Annotated in this window: 16 protein-coding genes; 9 read left to right on the forward strand and 7 right to left on the reverse strand. The window is 54.3% G+C overall.

The window, feature by feature from the left end:
- Positions 1-81: 81 nt before the first annotated feature.
- The 4 genes from rapZ to yjgA all read left to right on the forward strand — a co-directional run bounded on the left by rapZ (position 82) and on the right by yjgA (position 3,280).
- Entirely contained in the window at positions 82-942 is an 861-nt protein-coding gene (rapZ, locus tag ACJJID_RS12460; protein WP_444919760.1) for an RNase adapter RapZ, read from the forward strand.
- Between the two features lie 20 nt (positions 943-962).
- Positions 963-1,232 (forward strand): HPr family phosphocarrier protein, encoded by a 270-nt coding sequence (locus ACJJID_RS12465; protein ID WP_444919761.1) that lies wholly within the window; start codon positions 963-965, stop codon positions 1,230-1,232.
- A 106-nt stretch (positions 1,233-1,338) separates the two neighbouring features.
- On the forward strand, positions 1,339-2,706 hold the full coding sequence (gene mgtE, locus ACJJID_RS12470) for a magnesium transporter (protein ID WP_152454573.1): 1,368 nt from the start codon (positions 1,339-1,341) through the stop codon (positions 2,704-2,706).
- Positions 2,707-2,770: 64 nt separating this feature from the next.
- The gene (gene yjgA, locus ACJJID_RS12475; protein ID WP_444919762.1) at positions 2,771-3,280 is read left to right on the forward strand and encodes a ribosome biogenesis factor YjgA; all 510 of its coding nucleotides are present in this window, start codon (positions 2,771-2,773) and stop codon (positions 3,278-3,280) included.
- A gap of 161 nt (positions 3,281-3,441) precedes the next feature.
- Here the strand turns inward: yjgA and msrB are convergent, their stop codons facing one another.
- The 7 genes from msrB to ACJJID_RS12510 all read right to left on the reverse strand — a co-directional run bounded on the left by msrB (position 3,442) and on the right by ACJJID_RS12510 (position 13,091).
- Positions 3,442-3,975 carry a peptide-methionine (R)-S-oxide reductase MsrB gene (msrB, locus tag ACJJID_RS12480; protein ID WP_444919763.1) on the reverse strand — a complete coding sequence of 178 codons (534 nt, stop codon included), beginning with the start codon at positions 3,973-3,975 and terminating at the stop codon, positions 3,442-3,444.
- Between the two features lie 107 nt (positions 3,976-4,082).
- Positions 4,083-8,345 (reverse strand): YhdP family protein, encoded by a 4,263-nt coding sequence (locus ACJJID_RS12485; protein WP_444919764.1) that lies wholly within the window; start codon positions 8,343-8,345, stop codon positions 4,083-4,085.
- Positions 8,346-8,426: 81 nt separating this feature from the next.
- Positions 8,427-9,914 carry a ribonuclease G gene (gene rng, locus ACJJID_RS12490; RefSeq protein WP_152454577.1) on the reverse strand — a complete coding sequence of 496 codons (1,488 nt, stop codon included), beginning with the start codon at positions 9,912-9,914 and terminating at the stop codon, positions 8,427-8,429.
- A complete protein-coding gene (locus ACJJID_RS12495) occupies positions 9,911-10,522 on the reverse strand; it encodes a Maf family protein (RefSeq protein ID WP_444919765.1) in 612 nt (203 codons plus the stop codon). Before ACJJID_RS12495 ends, rng begins: the two co-directional genes overlap by 4 nt.
- A 96-nt stretch (positions 10,523-10,618) precedes the next feature.
- Positions 10,619-11,098, reverse strand: a complete 480-nt coding sequence (gene mreD / locus ACJJID_RS12500) for a rod shape-determining protein MreD (RefSeq protein ID WP_444919766.1) — start codon at positions 11,096-11,098, stop codon at positions 10,619-10,621.
- A gap of 4 nt (positions 11,099-11,102) precedes the next feature.
- Complete coding sequence (gene mreC / locus ACJJID_RS12505) at positions 11,103-11,927, reverse strand: rod shape-determining protein MreC (protein WP_444919767.1); 825 nt, start codon at positions 11,925-11,927, stop codon at positions 11,103-11,105.
- Between the two features lie 129 nt (positions 11,928-12,056).
- Positions 12,057-13,091 carry a rod shape-determining protein gene (locus ACJJID_RS12510; protein WP_444919768.1) on the reverse strand — a complete coding sequence of 345 codons (1,035 nt, stop codon included), beginning with the start codon at positions 13,089-13,091 and terminating at the stop codon, positions 12,057-12,059.
- Positions 13,092-13,446: 355 nt separating this feature from the next.
- Between ACJJID_RS12510 and gatC the strand changes: the two genes are divergently transcribed.
- From gatC to cysZ, 5 genes are all read left to right on the forward strand, one after another.
- Entirely contained in the window at positions 13,447-13,734 is a 288-nt protein-coding gene (gene gatC / locus ACJJID_RS12515; protein ID WP_444919769.1) for an Asp-tRNA(Asn)/Glu-tRNA(Gln) amidotransferase subunit GatC, read from the forward strand.
- 86 nt (positions 13,735-13,820) lie between these two features.
- Positions 13,821-15,266 carry an Asp-tRNA(Asn)/Glu-tRNA(Gln) amidotransferase subunit GatA gene (gene gatA, locus ACJJID_RS12520; RefSeq protein ID WP_444919770.1) on the forward strand — a complete coding sequence of 482 codons (1,446 nt, stop codon included), beginning with the start codon at positions 13,821-13,823 and terminating at the stop codon, positions 15,264-15,266.
- 11 nt (positions 15,267-15,277) lie between these two features.
- Positions 15,278-16,729 (forward strand): Asp-tRNA(Asn)/Glu-tRNA(Gln) amidotransferase subunit GatB, encoded by a 1,452-nt coding sequence (gatB, locus tag ACJJID_RS12525; RefSeq protein WP_444919771.1) that lies wholly within the window; start codon positions 15,278-15,280, stop codon positions 16,727-16,729.
- Between the two features lie 61 nt (positions 16,730-16,790).
- Positions 16,791-17,090, forward strand: coding sequence for a PA4642 family protein (locus tag ACJJID_RS12530; protein ID WP_444919772.1), 300 nt, complete (start codon positions 16,791-16,793; stop codon positions 17,088-17,090).
- 32 nt (positions 17,091-17,122) lie between these two features.
- Positions 17,123-17,962 carry a sulfate transporter CysZ gene (gene cysZ / locus ACJJID_RS12535; RefSeq protein WP_444919773.1) on the forward strand — a complete coding sequence of 280 codons (840 nt, stop codon included), beginning with the start codon at positions 17,123-17,125 and terminating at the stop codon, positions 17,960-17,962.
- The last annotated feature ends 114 nt before the right edge of the window (positions 17,963-18,076 follow it).

Here is an 18,076-nt window from a genome sequence, read left to right on the forward strand (position 1 = left end):
CTCCTTAAATTACCGTTAGGAATAAAAACACCATTTCTCAAGCGATTAAATGGTATAAAGAGCTAAAAAGAGGGGGTCCCCATGCGCTTGGTCATTATCAGCGGCCGCTCCGGCTCCGGTAAAAGCTCCGCACTACAATTGCTCGAAGATGTGGGCTTTAACTGCATTGACAACCTACCGATCAGCCTGCTGCCCGAACTGATTAAGCGGGCCGAGCAACAAACCCCAAAGGGGAACACTCCCCTAGCCCTGGGAATAGACGCACGCAACCTCTGGCAGGATATTAAGCAGGCTCCACGTGTCATAGAAGCCTTGCGCAGCACGGGTGTCCAGTGTGACATTATCTACCTGGATGCCCGTGAACCTGTCCTGGTACAGCGATTCAGCGAGACTCGCCGAAAACACCCCCTCAGCAATGACTGCACCCACTTACTCGAGGCCTTAAAACAAGAAAGGGAATTGCTGACACCGATCTCAGCCATGGCGGATATGGTGATCGATACCAGCAGCCTTGGCCTACATGAGTTGCGAGAGCTAATTAAAAGCCGAGTGGTGGGCGAACACTCAGAGGGAATGGCAATCCTTTTTCAGTCGTTCGGCTTTAAATACGGCGTTCCCGTGGATGCCGACTTGATGTTCGACTTGCGCTGCCTGCCAAATCCCTATTGGGAACCCAGCCTGAGAAAAAAAACCGGATTGGACCCCGAAGTAGCCGAGTTTTTACGCTCCTATTCAAAAACCAACAAAATGGAAGCGGACATCACAGGCTTTTTAGAGAACTGGCTTCCCTCCTTCCAAGAGAGCAACCGCAGCTATACCTGTATTTCCATTGGCTGTACCGGAGGAAGGCACCGCTCGGTATACATGGTTGAGCAACTAGCCCGTACTTTTCTGCATAAATTTGGCAATATTCAAGTCCGTCACCGCGAACAACAGAGATAGTCGAAACACCGCAAGCCCCTATGCAAAAGCAGCGTCTCATCATCATTAACAAACTCGGGCTACACGCCCGCGCAGCCAGTAAATTTGCCCAGACCTCTGCCCGCTTCTCTTCAAATATCAAGGTGAACTGCGGAGACAGGTCCGTGGACGGTAAAAGCGTGATGGCGCTCATGTTGCTCGCCGCTGGCCAGGGTACTGAACTCGAGCTGGAGGTGGAGGGCCGTGATGAGAGCGACGCACTTAATGCCATCTGCACCCTGGTCTCTGAGCGCTTCGGTGAAGCCGAGTAGTTTGCAAAGGCAACCGGCAGTGGATAGAGTCCGCCATGGTATCAAAACGCCACAAACTTTCTGTGGCCTCTGCCCCCTAACCACCGCTGAGCAGTAAGGATTTATCGTGTCCAGCCCACCCCAAGCCGAAATCAAGTTCCGCGCGCAAAACCAGCTCAGTGAGTTGTTCGCCGCTCTCGATAGTGGTACCGGGCAGGAAGTCCGGCGCATGCTCAAGACCCTTACGCCCCAGAGCATTGCGCAACTGTTGGAAAGCTCGCCTCCGCGTATCCGCCAGGTTCTGTGGAATCTGATCGACCGGGATGTCGAGGGTGAGGTTCTGCAAGAGCTGACCGATGAGGTCCGCAGCCAGATCCTCGACACCATGGATACTGAGGAGATGGTGGAGATCATGGAGGGGCTGGACGCGGACGATATCGCCGATATCCTCCAGCAGCTCCCCGAGCGTGTCGTCTCGGAAGTCCTCTCGGCAATGAGCGAAACAGACCGCCTGCGGGTGGAAAGTGTTCTCGCTTACGATGAGAACACCGCTGGCGGCCTGATGGACACCGATACCATTTCGGTGCGGCCCAACCTGAGCCTGGATGTAGTACTGCGTTACCTGCGCCGTCATGAACAGCTGCCGGAGTCCACTGACAGTTTGTTTGTGGTCAATCGCCAGGGCCAATACATCGGTCTACTCCCGCTTTCCAAGCTTCTCACTACAGACCCATCCGTCACAGTTCGCGAGGTGGTCAATACCGATGTTGAGCCTATACCCGCAGATATGCGCGATACCGAAGTCGCCCGGCTGTTTGAAAAGTATGACTGGATCACCGCACCGGTAGTGGATGAGGACAACCGCCTACTGGGCCGTATCACCATCGACGATATCGTCGACGTTATCCGCGAGGGTGCCGATCACTCCCTAATGAGCATGGCGGGCCTCGATGAAGAAGAGGATACCTTTGCCCCGGTTAGGCGAACTGCCCGTAGACGCGCGCTTTGGCTCGGTATCAACCTACTTACTGCCCTACTGGCTTCCTGGGTCATCAGCCTGTTTCAGAATACGCTGGATAAAGTCGTTGCCCTCGCCGTTTTAATGCCCATCGTCGCGAGTATGGGCGGGGTGGCTGGCAGCCAAACACTCACCGTAGTAATCAGGGGTATGGCGCTGGGGCAGATTGGCAAGAGCAACCTCAGTTGGCTACTCTCGCGGGAACTCGGATCAGCAGCTCTAAACGCCCTACTTTGGTCCCTGGTGATGGGGCTGATCGCCGCGCTATGGTTTGACGACATTACCATTGCTGTCATCATTGTTGCCGCAATGGTCATTAATTTGATCGTAGCAGCGATGGCAGGGGCAATCTTACCGGTTGTATTGCGGGCAATACGAATCGATCCGGCACTGGCCGGTAGCGTCGCACTGACAACCGTTACCGATGTGGTGGGGTTCATGTCCTTCCTGGGCCTCGCCACCTGGCATTTTGGCTGAGAGGCAATACACTGCCTGCTCAAACAGAACCGGGGCAGCCCGGAACCTATACACGGAACTCCAGATGTACGAATACGACGATGAAGACCTGCCCAAGAGTAAGACGCAGGTAAAGCAGGAAATGCACGAGCTGCAGGCCCTGGGCAAGCAATTGACCGAGCTATCCAAAACCCAGCTCGCTGAAGTGCCCATCGATGAGGATATGCGCGAGGCAATCGATACCCTGGGACGAATCAAGTCTAACGAAGCGCGCCGCCGTCAAATGCAATATATCGGTAAACTGATGCGCAGTGCTGACCACAAAGCCATTGAAGCCGTACTGAATAAATTCAAAGAGCGAGATCAGCAACACCTACGCTTTGACAAGATGGCAGAAGACTGGCGCGGGCGCTTACTTGAAGAGGGCAACAGTGCCCAGGAAGCTTTCTTTGATCAGTACCCCCAGGTAGACCACCAACAACTACGTCAACTGGTGCGTGATTCCCTGCGCGAGATCAAAAATAGCAAGCCCCCCAGCAATCAGCGCAAGCTGTTCCGCTATTTGCGGGACTTTTTTATTCAGTCTTCACAGTAACCCAGCATCACTCTTGCACCGCTCGGGCGGCCTAGCACCGCCCAAAAATCTTTATATTGCAATATTGGCTAATACTAAAACCAATCTAGTCACCGATAAGTGCTGCTAGAAAAAGTCCATCCTTTTTAACCACCGCTCCAATTGGCTACAAGCCCAGTTGGTTACTGTTCAGGCCCCTGCGCAGGTTCAAAGTCCAGGGCCAGAGAATTCAAGCAGTACCTCAAGTTTGTCGGAGGAGGACCGTCCTTAAAAACATGTCCCAGGTGCTCACCGCACTTCGATAATACTTCTGTACGCCTGAGCCCCCAGCTGAAATCGTCTTTTAATACGATATTTTGCGGGTAGGCTACATCCCAAAAACTGGGCCAGCCTGTGCCCGATTTAAATTTGTGCTCGGAGCTGAATACCGGCAGACGACAACCTGCGGTAATGTAGACTCCTTCTTTTTCGTTGTATAACAACTTGCCGCTAAAAGCCCGCTCAGTATCCCCTTTCCAAAGAACTTTATATCGATCCTCAGGGAGTAATTGTTTCCACACCGACTTGGGAATCTGCTCCAGGCCTTTGCCCTCAGCGATACGAGTCTTAGCCTCTGCCACTGTCATATCTTGAACTCTCTGATCATCGGCCTCGGAGCAGGCCGATAAAACCAGGATTAACACCACTAGAAGCGATAGCGTCGAAGTCTTCACCATATTGCAAACTCCTGTCCTCATTAGGTATTACCTTAAAAGGTTAGAAAGCTGCGTTCACAGGCTTTCGGAGTCCTCCCCTCAGGCTTGTTAGCTCCATCAACAAGCGGTTAAGAGCCGGCTCCGTCAGCTAACGGAGGAGATGGGGTATGGCTGGAATCCGCCACTCCCTGCTCTTGTCTTGCCTCTTTTCCAGATGCCTCAGAGGCCGCCCCCTGACGCTCAGCGCCATCTCCATCAAAGAGTTTTTCAAAGCGCATCTGTGGATCGGCCCAGTCACCACTAATGCGATAACTGACGCTGGCCATTTTCTTCACCTGCTTTTTAAAGGCTTTACTGATGAGGTAAACGCCCGCCGCGGCCGGGAGTCCTCCGGCCAGTGCAGCAACCAAAGCGAGGTTATTACTTACCGGCAGGGTAGCGACTAGAGTCAAATCCAAATCTTCACGTACCAAATTCACCCGCCCAGCCATCTGCAGCTCACTGGTTGGCCCTTCCACCTGGATAGGTACTGCGATTAACAGCTGCCCATCTCCTTCGAAAACCACCTCACCGCGCACCCGGTCGAAAGCCATACCACTTTTGTAAAGGTCAGAGAAATCCAGGCGCAGGCGGCGCGCCCAGGTGTCGAAATTAAATAGCGACAATAATCTTAGGACGGTTGAGCCTGCGGTACCGGTTGAACGAAGGAAGCGACCATCGCGAATGTCTATTTTCAAATCTCCCGAGAACAAGCTGCCCCTGGCCATCGCCGGAGATCCATCCCAGCGCAATGCCGTATCAAAGGTAGCGGATTTACTCTCAATCAGCGGCTCATGCCCCATTTGACGCTGAATATCAGCCAGGTCATCGGCTGCCAGACGCCCGATAAATTGGGATGAATTGTTACCCTCAGCATCACGCATCCACATCAGCTGCGCTCCCAGGGCTTTTTCACCACCGCCACGCCCCTGTAACTGGAAACCGTGTACACTGCCACGAATATCACTCAACACCAAGCGCTCTTTAGATGGCCGCACTTCAAGGGACCAACGTCCAAGCTCTTCCTCGCCTAAGCGCAGACTTTCCGTACTGAAATCAATCGATGGCAAGCTCTGGAAGTTAAAGTTCGCCCAGGGGTCCACCGACTCTTCTGAAAGGGGCAGCTCAGAAGAAGCCTCCCCTGAAGCAGCCTGTTTTTTTTCAGGAGTGGGAAGACGCAGATGCGCCAATTTCATGCGGAGAGGCTTTTTCCCCCCTAGCGTTCCAGAGAGCCTCCCCGCCGCCATTTCGCTATCGAAATCCAACTGCCACTTGGCACCCACCCCTCGGCCAGTGACATGTATATGCTCAATTTCCGCAGTGCCCAACTGCAGGCGATCGGTGCTGAGATCAAGACTTACCGGTAAAGGACTGGATACCTTGGCCGTTGCCATCGCACTTTGGGAAGAAGAAGTTATTTTGTTCTGGCTATCGGTCTTCTCTGTAGGAATCTGTGACAGCGTTTGCCCAGACTGGCTAGAGGACTCAGCCCCTGCCGGTACATCATCGCGGTATACATTCAACAGTTTTTCCCAGCGGGGCAGATCAACACTGGAGATATCCCCGAGAATACTTAGCCCCCTCTCTTCAGGCAGTTTCGCCTCGGCATTGAGTGCTATTGCTGCACGCTCAAGAGCCCCATCCACCAACCAAAACTGACCTTGCAGGTGTTCACCATAATTCAAATGGAACAAACTACCCTGATCACCAATGGGGGCGCGCAGCACAAAGTTTGTTTTTCTCTCGGCGACTTTACCGAGGGGCTCAGGAAGATTGACTGCGACACCGGCAAGATTCGAGGTCAGCTCAAAAACTGCAGCGTAGGGGGCCTCTTTTGATCTTGCCGGAATGGTCACCAATGCCCGGTAATCCATGGCACCATCCAACCATTTCAACTCGGGGCGCTGACTCCAGCGGTAGATCGACTGGGTAGCGGCATTCCCATCCACTACCACCTGAGTATCCCGGGAATCGCCCTCACCAAAATGACGAATACTCGCTTTAATGGGCCGGCCCCAGAGCTCGCCTTTCAGCTGAGTTCCCTCGAGACCAGTATCGCTGTCATAGACCACATCGCCAGCCAAAGCCTCGGCATGTAAACGCAGGTTCTGTAGCTGCAAATCACCACGATTAAGCTGCAAATCAACTCTTTGACTTGGTGATATCGCCGCGCCGCCGAGGGGCTGGGAGAGTCTCAGTTGTCCACGAATATCCCCAGACAACTGCCACTCATCAAATGCACTGCCTAGTTGCTTACGCAGAGGAGATTCCTTCAATAGACGCAATCCATCCTCAGCTGGCCCCTGTAGCTGTGCGGTTACATCCAGGCGTGACCCTTTCTCAGGTTGTGGGGTTACTTCAACTAAAACCTCATGGGCATCCACACCCCATATGCGCGCCTTATTGGCGCTGACGGATACGTTTCCGTCATCCAGCGAAAGGCGGCCATCCACCGACTGAACCCTGGGCCATTCATCGGCATACTTGAGGCTGGCGTTGGAAAATTCTGCGGCCAGCTGTACCGTTTGGCGCTGCGTATGAGCCCCCAGAGCGCGTAGAGACTCCTCCTTGCCATCTTTTGGATAATTGCTACCTCGATAGATAAACGCGGCAGTCTCAACCCGTCCAGGATTCTCGGCACCTAACCCATCTTTCAGCCAACTGCGCAGGTCTTCACTAACCGTAGTCGGAACCAATTTCTCTTGGGTTCCTACGCTGGCATCACGCAACGACAGGGACAAGGCCAAATCCGCCGCACGAGTATGTGGGCGAAAAGGCAGGGACAGCAAAAACTGTCCGCGCACTTCCCCCACCTCACCATCCAGCTGCAAGGGGCCAGAGAAGACATTGATTTCATTCGCATCCTTGTCCAGATTCCAAGCCAAGGTGCCGCTGGCCCGCTCAAAAGAAAATGTCTCGGAATACAAATTTGGAAAACCCGCTTGCAAGCTGGAGCCATCAAGCTCCACCCGGCCGTCGCCCCCGGCAAATTCCAGGTAGCCACTCAATCCAGCCACCGAGGGAGCTCCGCGGTAGGCCTGAGTGGATATATTGTGCAAATTAGCACTCAAGCTAACCGTCCCATCAGCTTCTTTTCGCAGTTGTACACGGCGCAGCTGGCCCTCGGGTTCCAGTGACTTTAACCAATCACCTGCAGCCCCCTGCAATACGTCCAGCCGCCTGAGAATATCGCTCCATCCCGCCAAGTCGATCACGTCTGCCGACAATGCAGTCCCCTGCCGATTACTACTTACCTGCAGGTTTAGCGGCGGCATTTGCAGGCCCTGCCAATCTACTTGGGTACTCTGCAGAGCCAGACGCCAGTGCTCACCGGGCAGCCAACGACCGGAAATATCTCCAGAGAGCGCACGCAGCGGAGCCATTATGTGGTCACCACCTTCCCTCAGCTCACCAGTGTTTCGCTGGCCTTTCTCCAGCTCCACCGGTGTTTCATCCAGGTTTTCCACCCGGGCGAGGCCTACTCGCCCAAGCAGGCGATAGCCTTTATTGGCATCACTGTGCAGCCATAGGCGTCCATCCGCCCACTTGCGCCCCTGCCAATGGAATCGATCGGGAAGTGGGGTCAGCTGGTGAAGGAGAGAAACAATATCCTGGTCCAGTAGCAGCTCGTTGAGCTGCATATAGCCTCTCAGTGAAAAATCTTTCTTATTACGCGGATTACCGCGTCCCTCCACTACCAAACGAAGAGTCTCGGAATTGCTTGTGGGCTCTTCACCCTCACGGGCAATAAATGCGCGGGCAGTTAGGCGGTGAAAATCCCCTCGGTTTTCCAAAGAGATTTCCGGCAAATTGATCTCGGCGATCTGCTCATAAGGCAGCCTGACGGTGATTGCCGCATCGCTAATCCAAACCTTGGGACTGAGCTGGAAGAGTCGTGCCGGATCGGCCGCTTTGGGGTTGGACACAACTCTGCCGTCGGGCTTCAAGGAGATATCAGGAAAGCCGTCCAGGCGCCACTCTCCCTGTTCATTTCGACTGAGGCCGGCCGCAAAAGCGTGCATTTGCAGATCTTTCCACACCAGCTCCCGGTTCCAAAGACTGGCGAGCAGATCCAGCTGGAACAATCCGTGCCCCATACGTAACTCGCCCTTCTCTCCCAGACGCAAGCCATCGAGCTGTAATGACACTTGCAGTGCCTCCCAGCGCAGGGAGATCCGATCCATCTGCACCGGCACTCCCAAATGACCGGTGAGCCAGCGGCTGATCTGCGGGCGATATTCTTCCACTTGAGGGGATAGCAGGCGTCCAGTTTGCACAAGGATTGCCAGGGCAATCACCAGGCTTACCGACAACAACCAGAACTTTCGCGCGAGCCAGCGCAACAGGATCATTATCACCTCCACTCACTCATGGAGCGGCCGCAGGCTTCGCAACAGCCAGCACCGAAAAGCTGAGAGGAGACGAAAAATGATTTATACAAGAACAATGTCGTACTGCTCCTGGTTGTAGATAGGCTCTACTTGAAACTGTATGGGCCTGCGGATAAATTCCTCCAGATCGGCGACATTTGCCGACTCTTCATCCAGCAGCAAGTCGATCACCACTTGGCTAGCCAGAACCATGATCTTTTCACTGTCGTAGGCGCGTGCCTCGCGAATAATTTCCCGGAAGATCTCGAAGCAAACCGTTTCTGCACTCTTCAGAGTCCCGCGTCCCTCGCACACCGGGCAGGGCTCGCACAGAATTTGGCCTAGTGATTCCCGTGTACGCTTGCGGGTCATTTCCACCAAACCGAGCTCGGAGACCCCGGTAATACTTGACTTAGCGTGATCCCGCTCCAGGGCTTTTTCCAAGGTACGCAATACCTGGCGTTGGTGTTCCGGGTCCTTCATATCGATAAAGTCGATAATGATAATTCCCCCCAGGTTGCGCAGGCGCAGCTGGCGGGCGATTGCTGTCGCCGCCTCCAAATTCGTCTTGAAGATAGTCTCTTCCAGGTTGCGATGACCCACAAATGCGCCGGTATTGACATCGATGGTACTCATCGCCTCGGTTTGTTCGACGATGAGGTAGCCCCCTGACTTCAGTGTCACCTTGTGCTGCAGGGCACGGCGGATTTCCTCCTCAACCCCATAGAGATCAAACAAGGGTCGCTCACCGGGATAATGCTCAAGTCGCCCGGCTATTTCAGGTGCGTACTTACCGGCAAACTCTGCAGCGCGGCCGTGCGCCTCGCGGGAGTCTATACGAATCTTCTCGGTATAAGGGCGCGCAAGATCACGCAGGGCACGCATGAACAGTGGCAAATCCTCATAAATTACGGAAGGCACGGCCCGCTCTTTGATACGCTGCTCCAACTCCCCCCAAAGCTTGTAGAGAAAGGGGATATCCCGCAGTAATTCCTCCTCGCTGACGCCCTCCGCCACGGTGCGCAAAATAAAGCCGCCGTCAGCGGAAAGACCGTCCTCAGCGAGGCGTGATGAGGCGACTTCCACCAACTGACGCAGGCGCTCCCGCTCACCTTCATCCTCAATACGGTTGGAGATCCCAATATGGCGGGTTTGCGGCATATAAACGAGATAGCGTGCAGATACCGACAAATGGGTGGTTAATCTCGCCCCTTTACTGCTAATAGGATCCTTGACCACCTGTACAACCAAGGGTTGTCCCTCCCGCACAAGAGCACGAATATCTGCCACTTCGGCATCCCTGGACTCCATGCCCTCATCATCCAGGGGGGCGATATCGGAGGCGTGAATAAAGCCGGCGCGTTCCAGGCCAATATCCACAAAGGCCGCCTGCATCCCCGGCAGTACCCGGATCACTTTGCCCTTATAGATATTGCCGACGATACCCCGGCGCGCACTGCGCTCCAGGTAAACCTCCTGCAGCACACCGTTTTCTACCAGTGCCACCCGGGTCTCAGTGGGCGCAACGTTGATTAGTAATTCTTCGCTCAAGACTCGGCCTCCTGCCAGTAGGGAATTCCGGCCTGCTCCAACATCGGAACCAGTGCCTCCAGGGGCAGGCCAACCACATTGCTATAACTGCCGCTGATAGACTCCACCAATGCGCCCCCCATGCCCTGAATACCGTATCCGCCGGCTTTATCGGTAGGCTCGCCTGTATGCCAGTAGGCTTGAATGGTCTGGTGTGACAAATGGCGAAACCGCACACGGGTTTCCACCAGACGGCTAAACTGCCGCTCTTGATTACGCAGGCAAATAGCGCTCATTACAGAGTGCTCCCTACCAGACAGGGCCAACATCATGGACTCAAAGTCAGTGAAATTTTGTGGCTTCTCAAGCAGACGATCACCACAAAGTACAACCGTATCGGCACCCAGCGCCCAGAGCCCGGACTGCTCAGACGCCGTCAATAACCCGGCTGCAGACTTATCTTGAGCCAGGCGCTGAATATATTCTTGAGGAGTCTCTGAAGCTTGTTTCTGTTCAGGCACAGACGGGGGGCACTGAGAAAATGCAACGCCTATCTGTGCCAATAATTCGGCCCGGCGCGGCGATCCCGAGGCGAGAAGAAGACGGTTTGAAGAGGTCGTATTCGTCACTGTACTACATATTCCCTGTGGGCCAGCGGCTGATTATAGCGAAATTGATCGAAAAATGATCAGAATTTTACATTGATTTACAGACTGGAGAGGCGCTCAGCGGACCTGCAACCGACCACAGAGGCGGTGCAACAGCGGCGCCACCCAAGGCCATAGCAGGGCCGTGGTGAGCGCGGGCCATAGGAAGGTTAATCCGGGGACGGTTTTTCCCTCCAAACCGTGCACCCAGTTACCCACCACCTGGTGGATACCCACCAATACAAACACCCATAAAAGCTGCTGGGCAGGATTGAAGGCCCTGGTACGCTGGTAGGTTAACAGGCTGAAATAGGCCAAAACCGCCAGAGCTAGCGCATGGGTGCCGAGACTGGCCCCACTAATCAGGTCTTCCAGTATTCCCACCAGCCAGGCAAAACCGACGCCCAAAGCCTGGGGCATACGGGTAACCCAAAAAATAACCAGCAGGGCCGGAAATGCCGGGCGAAACCACAGCCACTGCTGTGGTAAAGGCATAACCACAAGCAGCATCGAGAGGAAGAGCGTGAGCGTGATAAACCAGCGATTATTCGCCTGCAAGGCCCTACCCCCCATCCCCGATGACCGCCAGGACAAAGCGGCTGCGACTCATACGTCCGCGCGGAAGCACTTCCGCCTCGGCAAATGGTTGACCCGGGTCTCGAGTGATCGACATAACTTCACCCACCGGGTAGCCCGCCGGAAAACGCCCGCCAAGACCGGAACTGAGTAGCAGATCCCCCTCGCGGATATCGCTGGTGTTGGCAAGATGCCTGAGCTTGAGGCGATAGAGGTCGCCGGTGCCCTCGGCGACAGCGCGCATACTGTTGCGCAGCACCTGAACGGGAATTGCGTGGCTGGAATCGGTAATCAGGAGAATCCGGCTGGAGGTATCACCAGCCTCAATCACCTGCCCGAGCAGACCACTAGCGTCCATCACCGGTGTTCCTACATCGATACCGTAATCGCGCCCTTTGTCGATCAATAACACATGCTCGAGAGGGTCCGGTGAGACACCGATGACCTGGGCCACCAGTACCCGGTCATCAACCATTTCCGCCGAATTCATCAGCTCTTTCAAACGCGTATTTTCCGCTTTTACCGCGGCTAACAATTGGCTACGCTGCTCCAGCAGCAGCACTTGGCGCTTGAGACGGTCATTCTCTTCAAGTAATTCTTCGCGGGAGCGAAACTGCTCACCAGCCCAGTCCCCAACGCGCTCCGGGGCACCAGTGATCCAGTAAAGCGGGGCTGTAACACCGGAAAGGCGCTCGCGGGTGGACTGGAACCAATTGGTGTAGTGGTCGGCAACGATCAGAGCGATTGCCAGGGGCACTAATAACAGGAGGCGGAACTCAGGGGAGGGGCCGCGGGTAAAAAGCGGTTTCAAGAGCAGCCCCCTTTGTACAGGTCAATGATTATTGGTCTCACAATATATCGGATGTCCCTGAAACGTGAAACTAACTGCCGACAGGACTACCCCAATTTTCACTAGGATAACTTGCCGGCTTCGATCGACTCAGTTGGACATCAGATACAAACGGCTGCGATCCAGCATATCCAGGGCCTTGCCGCCACCGCGGGCAACACAGGTGAGGGGGTCATCGGCAACGATCACCGGAAGGCCAGATTCCTCCATCAGCAAGCGATCCAGGTCCCGCAGCAGGGCGCCGCCGCCGGTCAACACCATGCCGCGCTCGGCAATATCCGAAGCCAGCTCGGGGGGAGATTGCTCCAGGGCACTTTTCACCGCTTGCACAATACCAGTCAGCGGCTCCTGTAAGGCCTCAAGAATTTCATCGGAATTCAGGGTAAAACTACGGGGCACCCCTTCTGCCAGATTGCGGCCGCGCACATCGATCTCGCGAACCTCACTGCCCGCATAGGCGCAACCAATTTCTTCTTTAATACGTTCAGCAGTGGCATCACCGATAACGCTGCCGTAATTGCGGCGTACATAGTTGACGATAGCTTCGTCAAAGCGGTCGCCACCGATACGCACGGAATCCGAGTAAACCACACCGTTAAGAGAGATAATGGCAATCTCTGTCGTACCACCACCGATACCCACCACCATAGAACCGCTGGCCTCTTCCACATTCAGGCCGGCACCGATCGCCGCCGCCATCGGCTCTTCGATCAGGGATACTTCGCGGGCGCCTGCACCCAGGGCAGATTCGCGAATCGCACGGCGCTCCACTTCGGTGGACTGACAGGGAACGCAGACCAGCACGCGGGGGCTCGGTCGCATCCAGCTGTTCTCATGCACTTTCTTGATAAAGTGCTGCAACATCTTCTCGGTAACCTGGAAATCGGCAATCACACCGTCCTTCAAAGGGCGAATCGCAGTGATATTGCCAGGGGTACGGCCGAGCATGCGCTTGGCTTCCACTCCAACTGCCTCAACGATTTTCTGGCCATTGTAGTGACGGATTGCGACGACAGAGGGCTCGTCGAGAACTACGCCGCGATCGCGAACGTAAATCAGCGTATTGGCGGTTCCCAGGTCGATGGAGAGGTCACTGGAGAACATGCCCCGCAAACGTTTAAACATGGAATTCGATTACCTTGTACTAATTGTCAGCCCCCAGGTCGGGCACTGCGGGCGCGGCTTATTTTATGGATACAAATCCTAGTTAGTCCGCGCAAATAATTCTGAGTTCCGAGCCGCATTTCGAATCGGAATTTACGCAATACGCCGGAGTCTCTGGGCGCCCGGCAGGATTGGGCAAACTCTAACAACGGCGCCGGTTCAGAGCAAGGCTGAAGCCCCGCTAATCGATTGCAGATTTACCCCTATAGCTGAGCCGGTGAGAATAGCAGCCTATTGTGCTAAATTTGCCGGCCCTGCCCCGTCCTTATACGGAGCAACCCAGATTCGCAACTGAAGCCGGAGGAGCTCTATTGCCATGGCTGTGGATACGCAAACCGTAGAGAAGCTGGCGGAACTCGCCCGCATCGCCATATCCGAAGAAACTATCGAAGAAGTCAGCGGCCGCCTTGGGGATATCCTGCAGCTGGTGGACCAGTTGCAGGCCGTCAACACTGACGGCGTCGCCCCCATGGCGCACCCGCTTGATGAAGTGCAGACCCTGCGCACCGACGCGGTAACAGAAACTGACCAGCGCCAGAGTTTCCTGAACTTGGCCCCGCAGTCTGAAGAAGGACTTTATCTAGTCCCCAAAGTCATCGACTGAACAGGGCCCCAAGCAAGCACCTAATTATTCGATTTCGCCTATTCGATTTCGCCCTGAGCCCGCCCAGAGCCTTTTAAGGGAATAACATGCACCAGCTTACTATTGCCGAGATGATCCGCGGCCTGCAGAGTAAGGCATTCTCCAGTGTGGAGCTAACTCGCCATCTACTCGCACGAATCCAACAGCTAGACAGCAACTACAACAGCTTTATTACCGTAACCGAAGAACTCGCCCTATCCCAGGCCGAAACCGCCGATCAACGCTTGGCTAAAGGCGGAGCACCCGCGTTGTGTGGGGTCCCCATTGCCCATAAAGACATCATCTGCACCAACGGCGTACGCACCAGTTGCGCCTCAAGGATGCTGGATAATTTTATTCCGCCGTACGATGCCACTATAGTGGAGAACCTCAATGCCGCCGGCACCGTAACCCTGGGCAAAACCAATATGGACGAGTTCGCCATGGGCTCTTCCAACGAAAGCAGCTTTTATGGCCCGGTGAAAAACCCTTGGAATACCCGTTGTGTACCCGGCGGCTCGTCCGGTGGTTCCGCAGCAGCGGTTGCAGCGCTACTGGTACCCGGCGCCACCGGCACTGACACTGGTGGCTCCATTCGACAACCCGCCGCTTTGACCAACACCACCGGCCTAAAACCCACTTACGGCCGTACATCCCGCTGGGGTATCGTCGCCTACGCTTCCAGCCTGGACCAGGCCGGCCCTATTGCACGCAATGCGGAAGATGCAGCTTTTCTGCTATCCGCCATGGCAGGCCACGACCCAAAAGATTCCACCAGTCTGAATCGCTCGCAAGAAGACTTCACCGCGGGACTGAACAAGTCCATCGCCGGTCTCAAAATCGGTGTACCCAGAGAATACTTTGGGGAAGGCTTGAACTCTGAAACAGCCACCCGCGTACAAGATGCTCTTAAGGAATTTGAAAAACTCGGGGCTGAGCTGGTGGATATCAGCCTGCCACATACTGAGTTGGCTATTCCAGCTTACTATGTCATCGCCCCAGCCGAAGCCTCCGCCAACCTGTCCCGCTTCGACGGGGTGCGCTATGGGCACCGTTGTGAAAACCCCAAAGATTTGCGCGATTTATATATGCGCTCCCGTGGGGAGGGCTTTGGCGAAGAAGTCCAGCGCCGTATTTTGGTTGGCACTTATGCATTGTCAGCTGGCTATTACGATGCCTATTACAACAAGGCCCAGCAGGTACGCCGCCTGATAAAACAGGATTTTGTAAAGGCCTTTGAAAAAGTCGATGTCATTATGGGGCCCACCACACCCTCCCCCGCTTTCGAGCTGGGTGCCAAAGGCGCCGATCCGGTGGCCATGTACCTGGAGGATATCTATACCATCGCCACCAATCTGGCGGGCTTACCAGGTATGTCTATCCCCTGTGGATTGGTAAACAATTTACCCGTGGGGCTTCAGATTACCGGTAACTACCTGGGTGAATCTCGCATGCTCAATGTTGCGCATCAATACCAACAGGTAACCGACTGGCACCAAGCCAGCGCCGTATAAGGAGATCTATCGTGGAATGGGAAATCGTTATCGGGCTGGAGATTCACGTACAGTTATCCACCCAATCCAAACTTTTTTCCGGCGCAAGCACCCGTTTCGGTGCAGCACCGAATAGCCAAGCCTGCGCCGTGGACTTGGCCATGCCTGGAACCTTGCCTGTACCCAATGAAGAGGCCTTTCGCTACGCGGTAATGTTTGGCTTAGCGATGAATGCGGAAATTGGCAAGCGCTCTGTTTTTGAGCGTAAAAACTATTTTTATCCAGACCTTCCCAAAGGCTACCAGACAACCCAGCTGGAACAACCTATCGTCGGGGCTGGCGAAGTTGAGATTCACCTGGAGGACGGCAGCAGTAAAAAAGTACGTCTGCACCACGCCCACCTGGAGGAAGATGCCGGTAAGTCTCTGCATGAAGATTTCCACGGCATGTCCGGAATCGACCTGAACCGTGCGGGCACACCGCTGATAGAAATTGTCTCAGAGCCCGATATGCGCAGCGCCGCCGAAGCGGTCGCCTATTTGAAAAAAATCCATAGTATCGTCACCTATCTGGGCATCTCCGATGGAGATATGTCCCAAGGCTCCCTACGCTGTGATGCCAACGTTTCTGTGCGATTAAAAGGTGAGGAAAAACTGGGCACACGCACCGAGTTAAAAAACATCAACTCCTTCCGCTTTGTTGAACGTGCTATCAAAGTCGAAGCCGAGCGCCAAATCGACATTCTCGAAGACGGCGGCAGCATAGTGCAGGAAACCCGATTGTATGATGCGGATAAAAATGAAACCCGCTCCATGCGCAGTAAAGAAGTTGCCAATGACTATCGCTATTTCCCCTGCCCCGATCTATTGCCGGTAGTGATCACCGATACTTACATAGAGCAACTACGCGAACTGTTACCAGAACTGCCCGATGCCAAAGCCGAGCGCTTCCAATCAGAGTACAGCTTATCTGCTTACGACGCCGATCAGTTGACCCAGGAGCGCATCATTGCGGACTACTTTGAAGAGGTTTGCAAATCCTGCGGGGAACCAAAACTGGCCGCTAACTGGGTTACCGGTGAGTTAGCCGCACTGCTGAACCGCCAGGAAATCTCTATACAGGAGTCCCCGGTTAGCGCCCAGCAACTTGCCGGGTTAATCGTACGAGTCAAAGACAACACCATCTCCAGCAAGATTGCCAAACAGGTTTTTGAAGCTATGGCAGAGGGCGAGGGCAGCGCAGATGAAGTTATCGAGAAGCGCGGCCTTAAGCAGGTATCCGATACCGGTGCCATTGAACAGATGGTAGAGGCGGTTATCGCCGCAAGCGGCGCCCAAGTAGATAACTACCGCAAAGCCGACGAATCCAAGCGTCCCAAAATGATGGGCTATTTTGTCGGTCAAATCATGAAAGCCTCTAAGGGCCAAGCAAATCCACAGATGATCAATAAGATCCTCAAGGAAAAGCTCGACGCTTTACTTTAAGCCTTTTAAACACAAAGCCAGGTCCGCGCCTGGCTATTCTCACAGAAGTAAGGAATTGATTTTGAGCCTGAAAAAAGACAAACAAAAAGTCCTCGGCGAAGTGTTTGACGAGGAGCGAATTGCCGGCTTCCTGGTGGGGGAAGCACCCGAAAATACCAACCGGGATTTTCATTTACTTGAGCGCGCCTACCGCAGTATGAAAGCGGAAAGTTTTGCCACTTTTGTAAAACTGTTTCTCGCCGAGGGCCACGACCTCAACAGCACGGGACCCGATGGCAATACCCTGTTAACCCGCATAAGCGAGCACCGCCAGAGTAACGAATATATAGAAATCCTAAAAGCCGCCGGCGCTAAAGACTGATTAACTGCCGCGCTCCCGCGAGAGGTAATTTTATGACTTCAAATCCAGTCCACGGTATTGACGCGCTGGTGCGCGGCGCCCGCTTGTTAATCCGGCGCGAGCTGCGCCCATTTATCCTTGTCCCCCTGCTGATTAACCTGGTGCTGTTTATTGTAATCAGCGGCATCATGATTACTCAGCTTGGCGGCCTCAGTGACTATATCAGCAGCCTCCTATCACACACCCCAGTAGATACCACCAATATGTCCTGGTGGGAAGCCGTCATGGCTAAAGGCGCCGCCTGGACCGCCAGCATTTTTCGCTGGCTCGCCTGGATTATTGCCATTCTGGTACTGTTTTTATTTTTCCTCGCCTATGGCTATTTGTTTGGAATAATCACCAATATTATTGCGGCCCCTTTTAATGGCCTCCTAGCCGAGAAAGTCGAAGAACTTCTCACCGGCAAAGCACCTCCTGCTGAACCAATGATACAGATGGTATGGCGCACACTGGGACGGGAAATGCGCAAACTGGGTTACTTTATTTTCTGGGGAGTGATCATTTTTCTGATATCCACAGTAACCAGCTGGACCATAATTATCCCTGCCGTCTTGGCTGCAGTATGGGGTGCCTGGTGTATGGCAATACAATATGTTGACTACCCTCTCGATAATCACCAGCGCCCTTTTGGTGAATTAAAAAGCGTACTACGCCGACGCAAACTAACCTCGCTCACCTTTGGCGGAACCGTGATGCTGGCCAAGATGGTACCGATTTTAAATATATTTGTGATGCCCGCTGCAGTAGCTGGGGGTACCGCACTCTGGGTAGAGCGGCTGCGCAGGGAGGGAGATCCTGGGACAGAAACCCATACTGCAACATTGCCCAATTGAGCCTGGAATTATTCCCAGCCATATACCCCTAAATATATGCACTTACCCCCTAAGGGCGGCGGAACTCTACTCCTCCGCTCAGTGCAACCTAAAATAGCTACTTAATGGCCAGCC

It is taken from the genome of Microbulbifer sp. CnH-101-G (genome assembly GCF_052466775.1).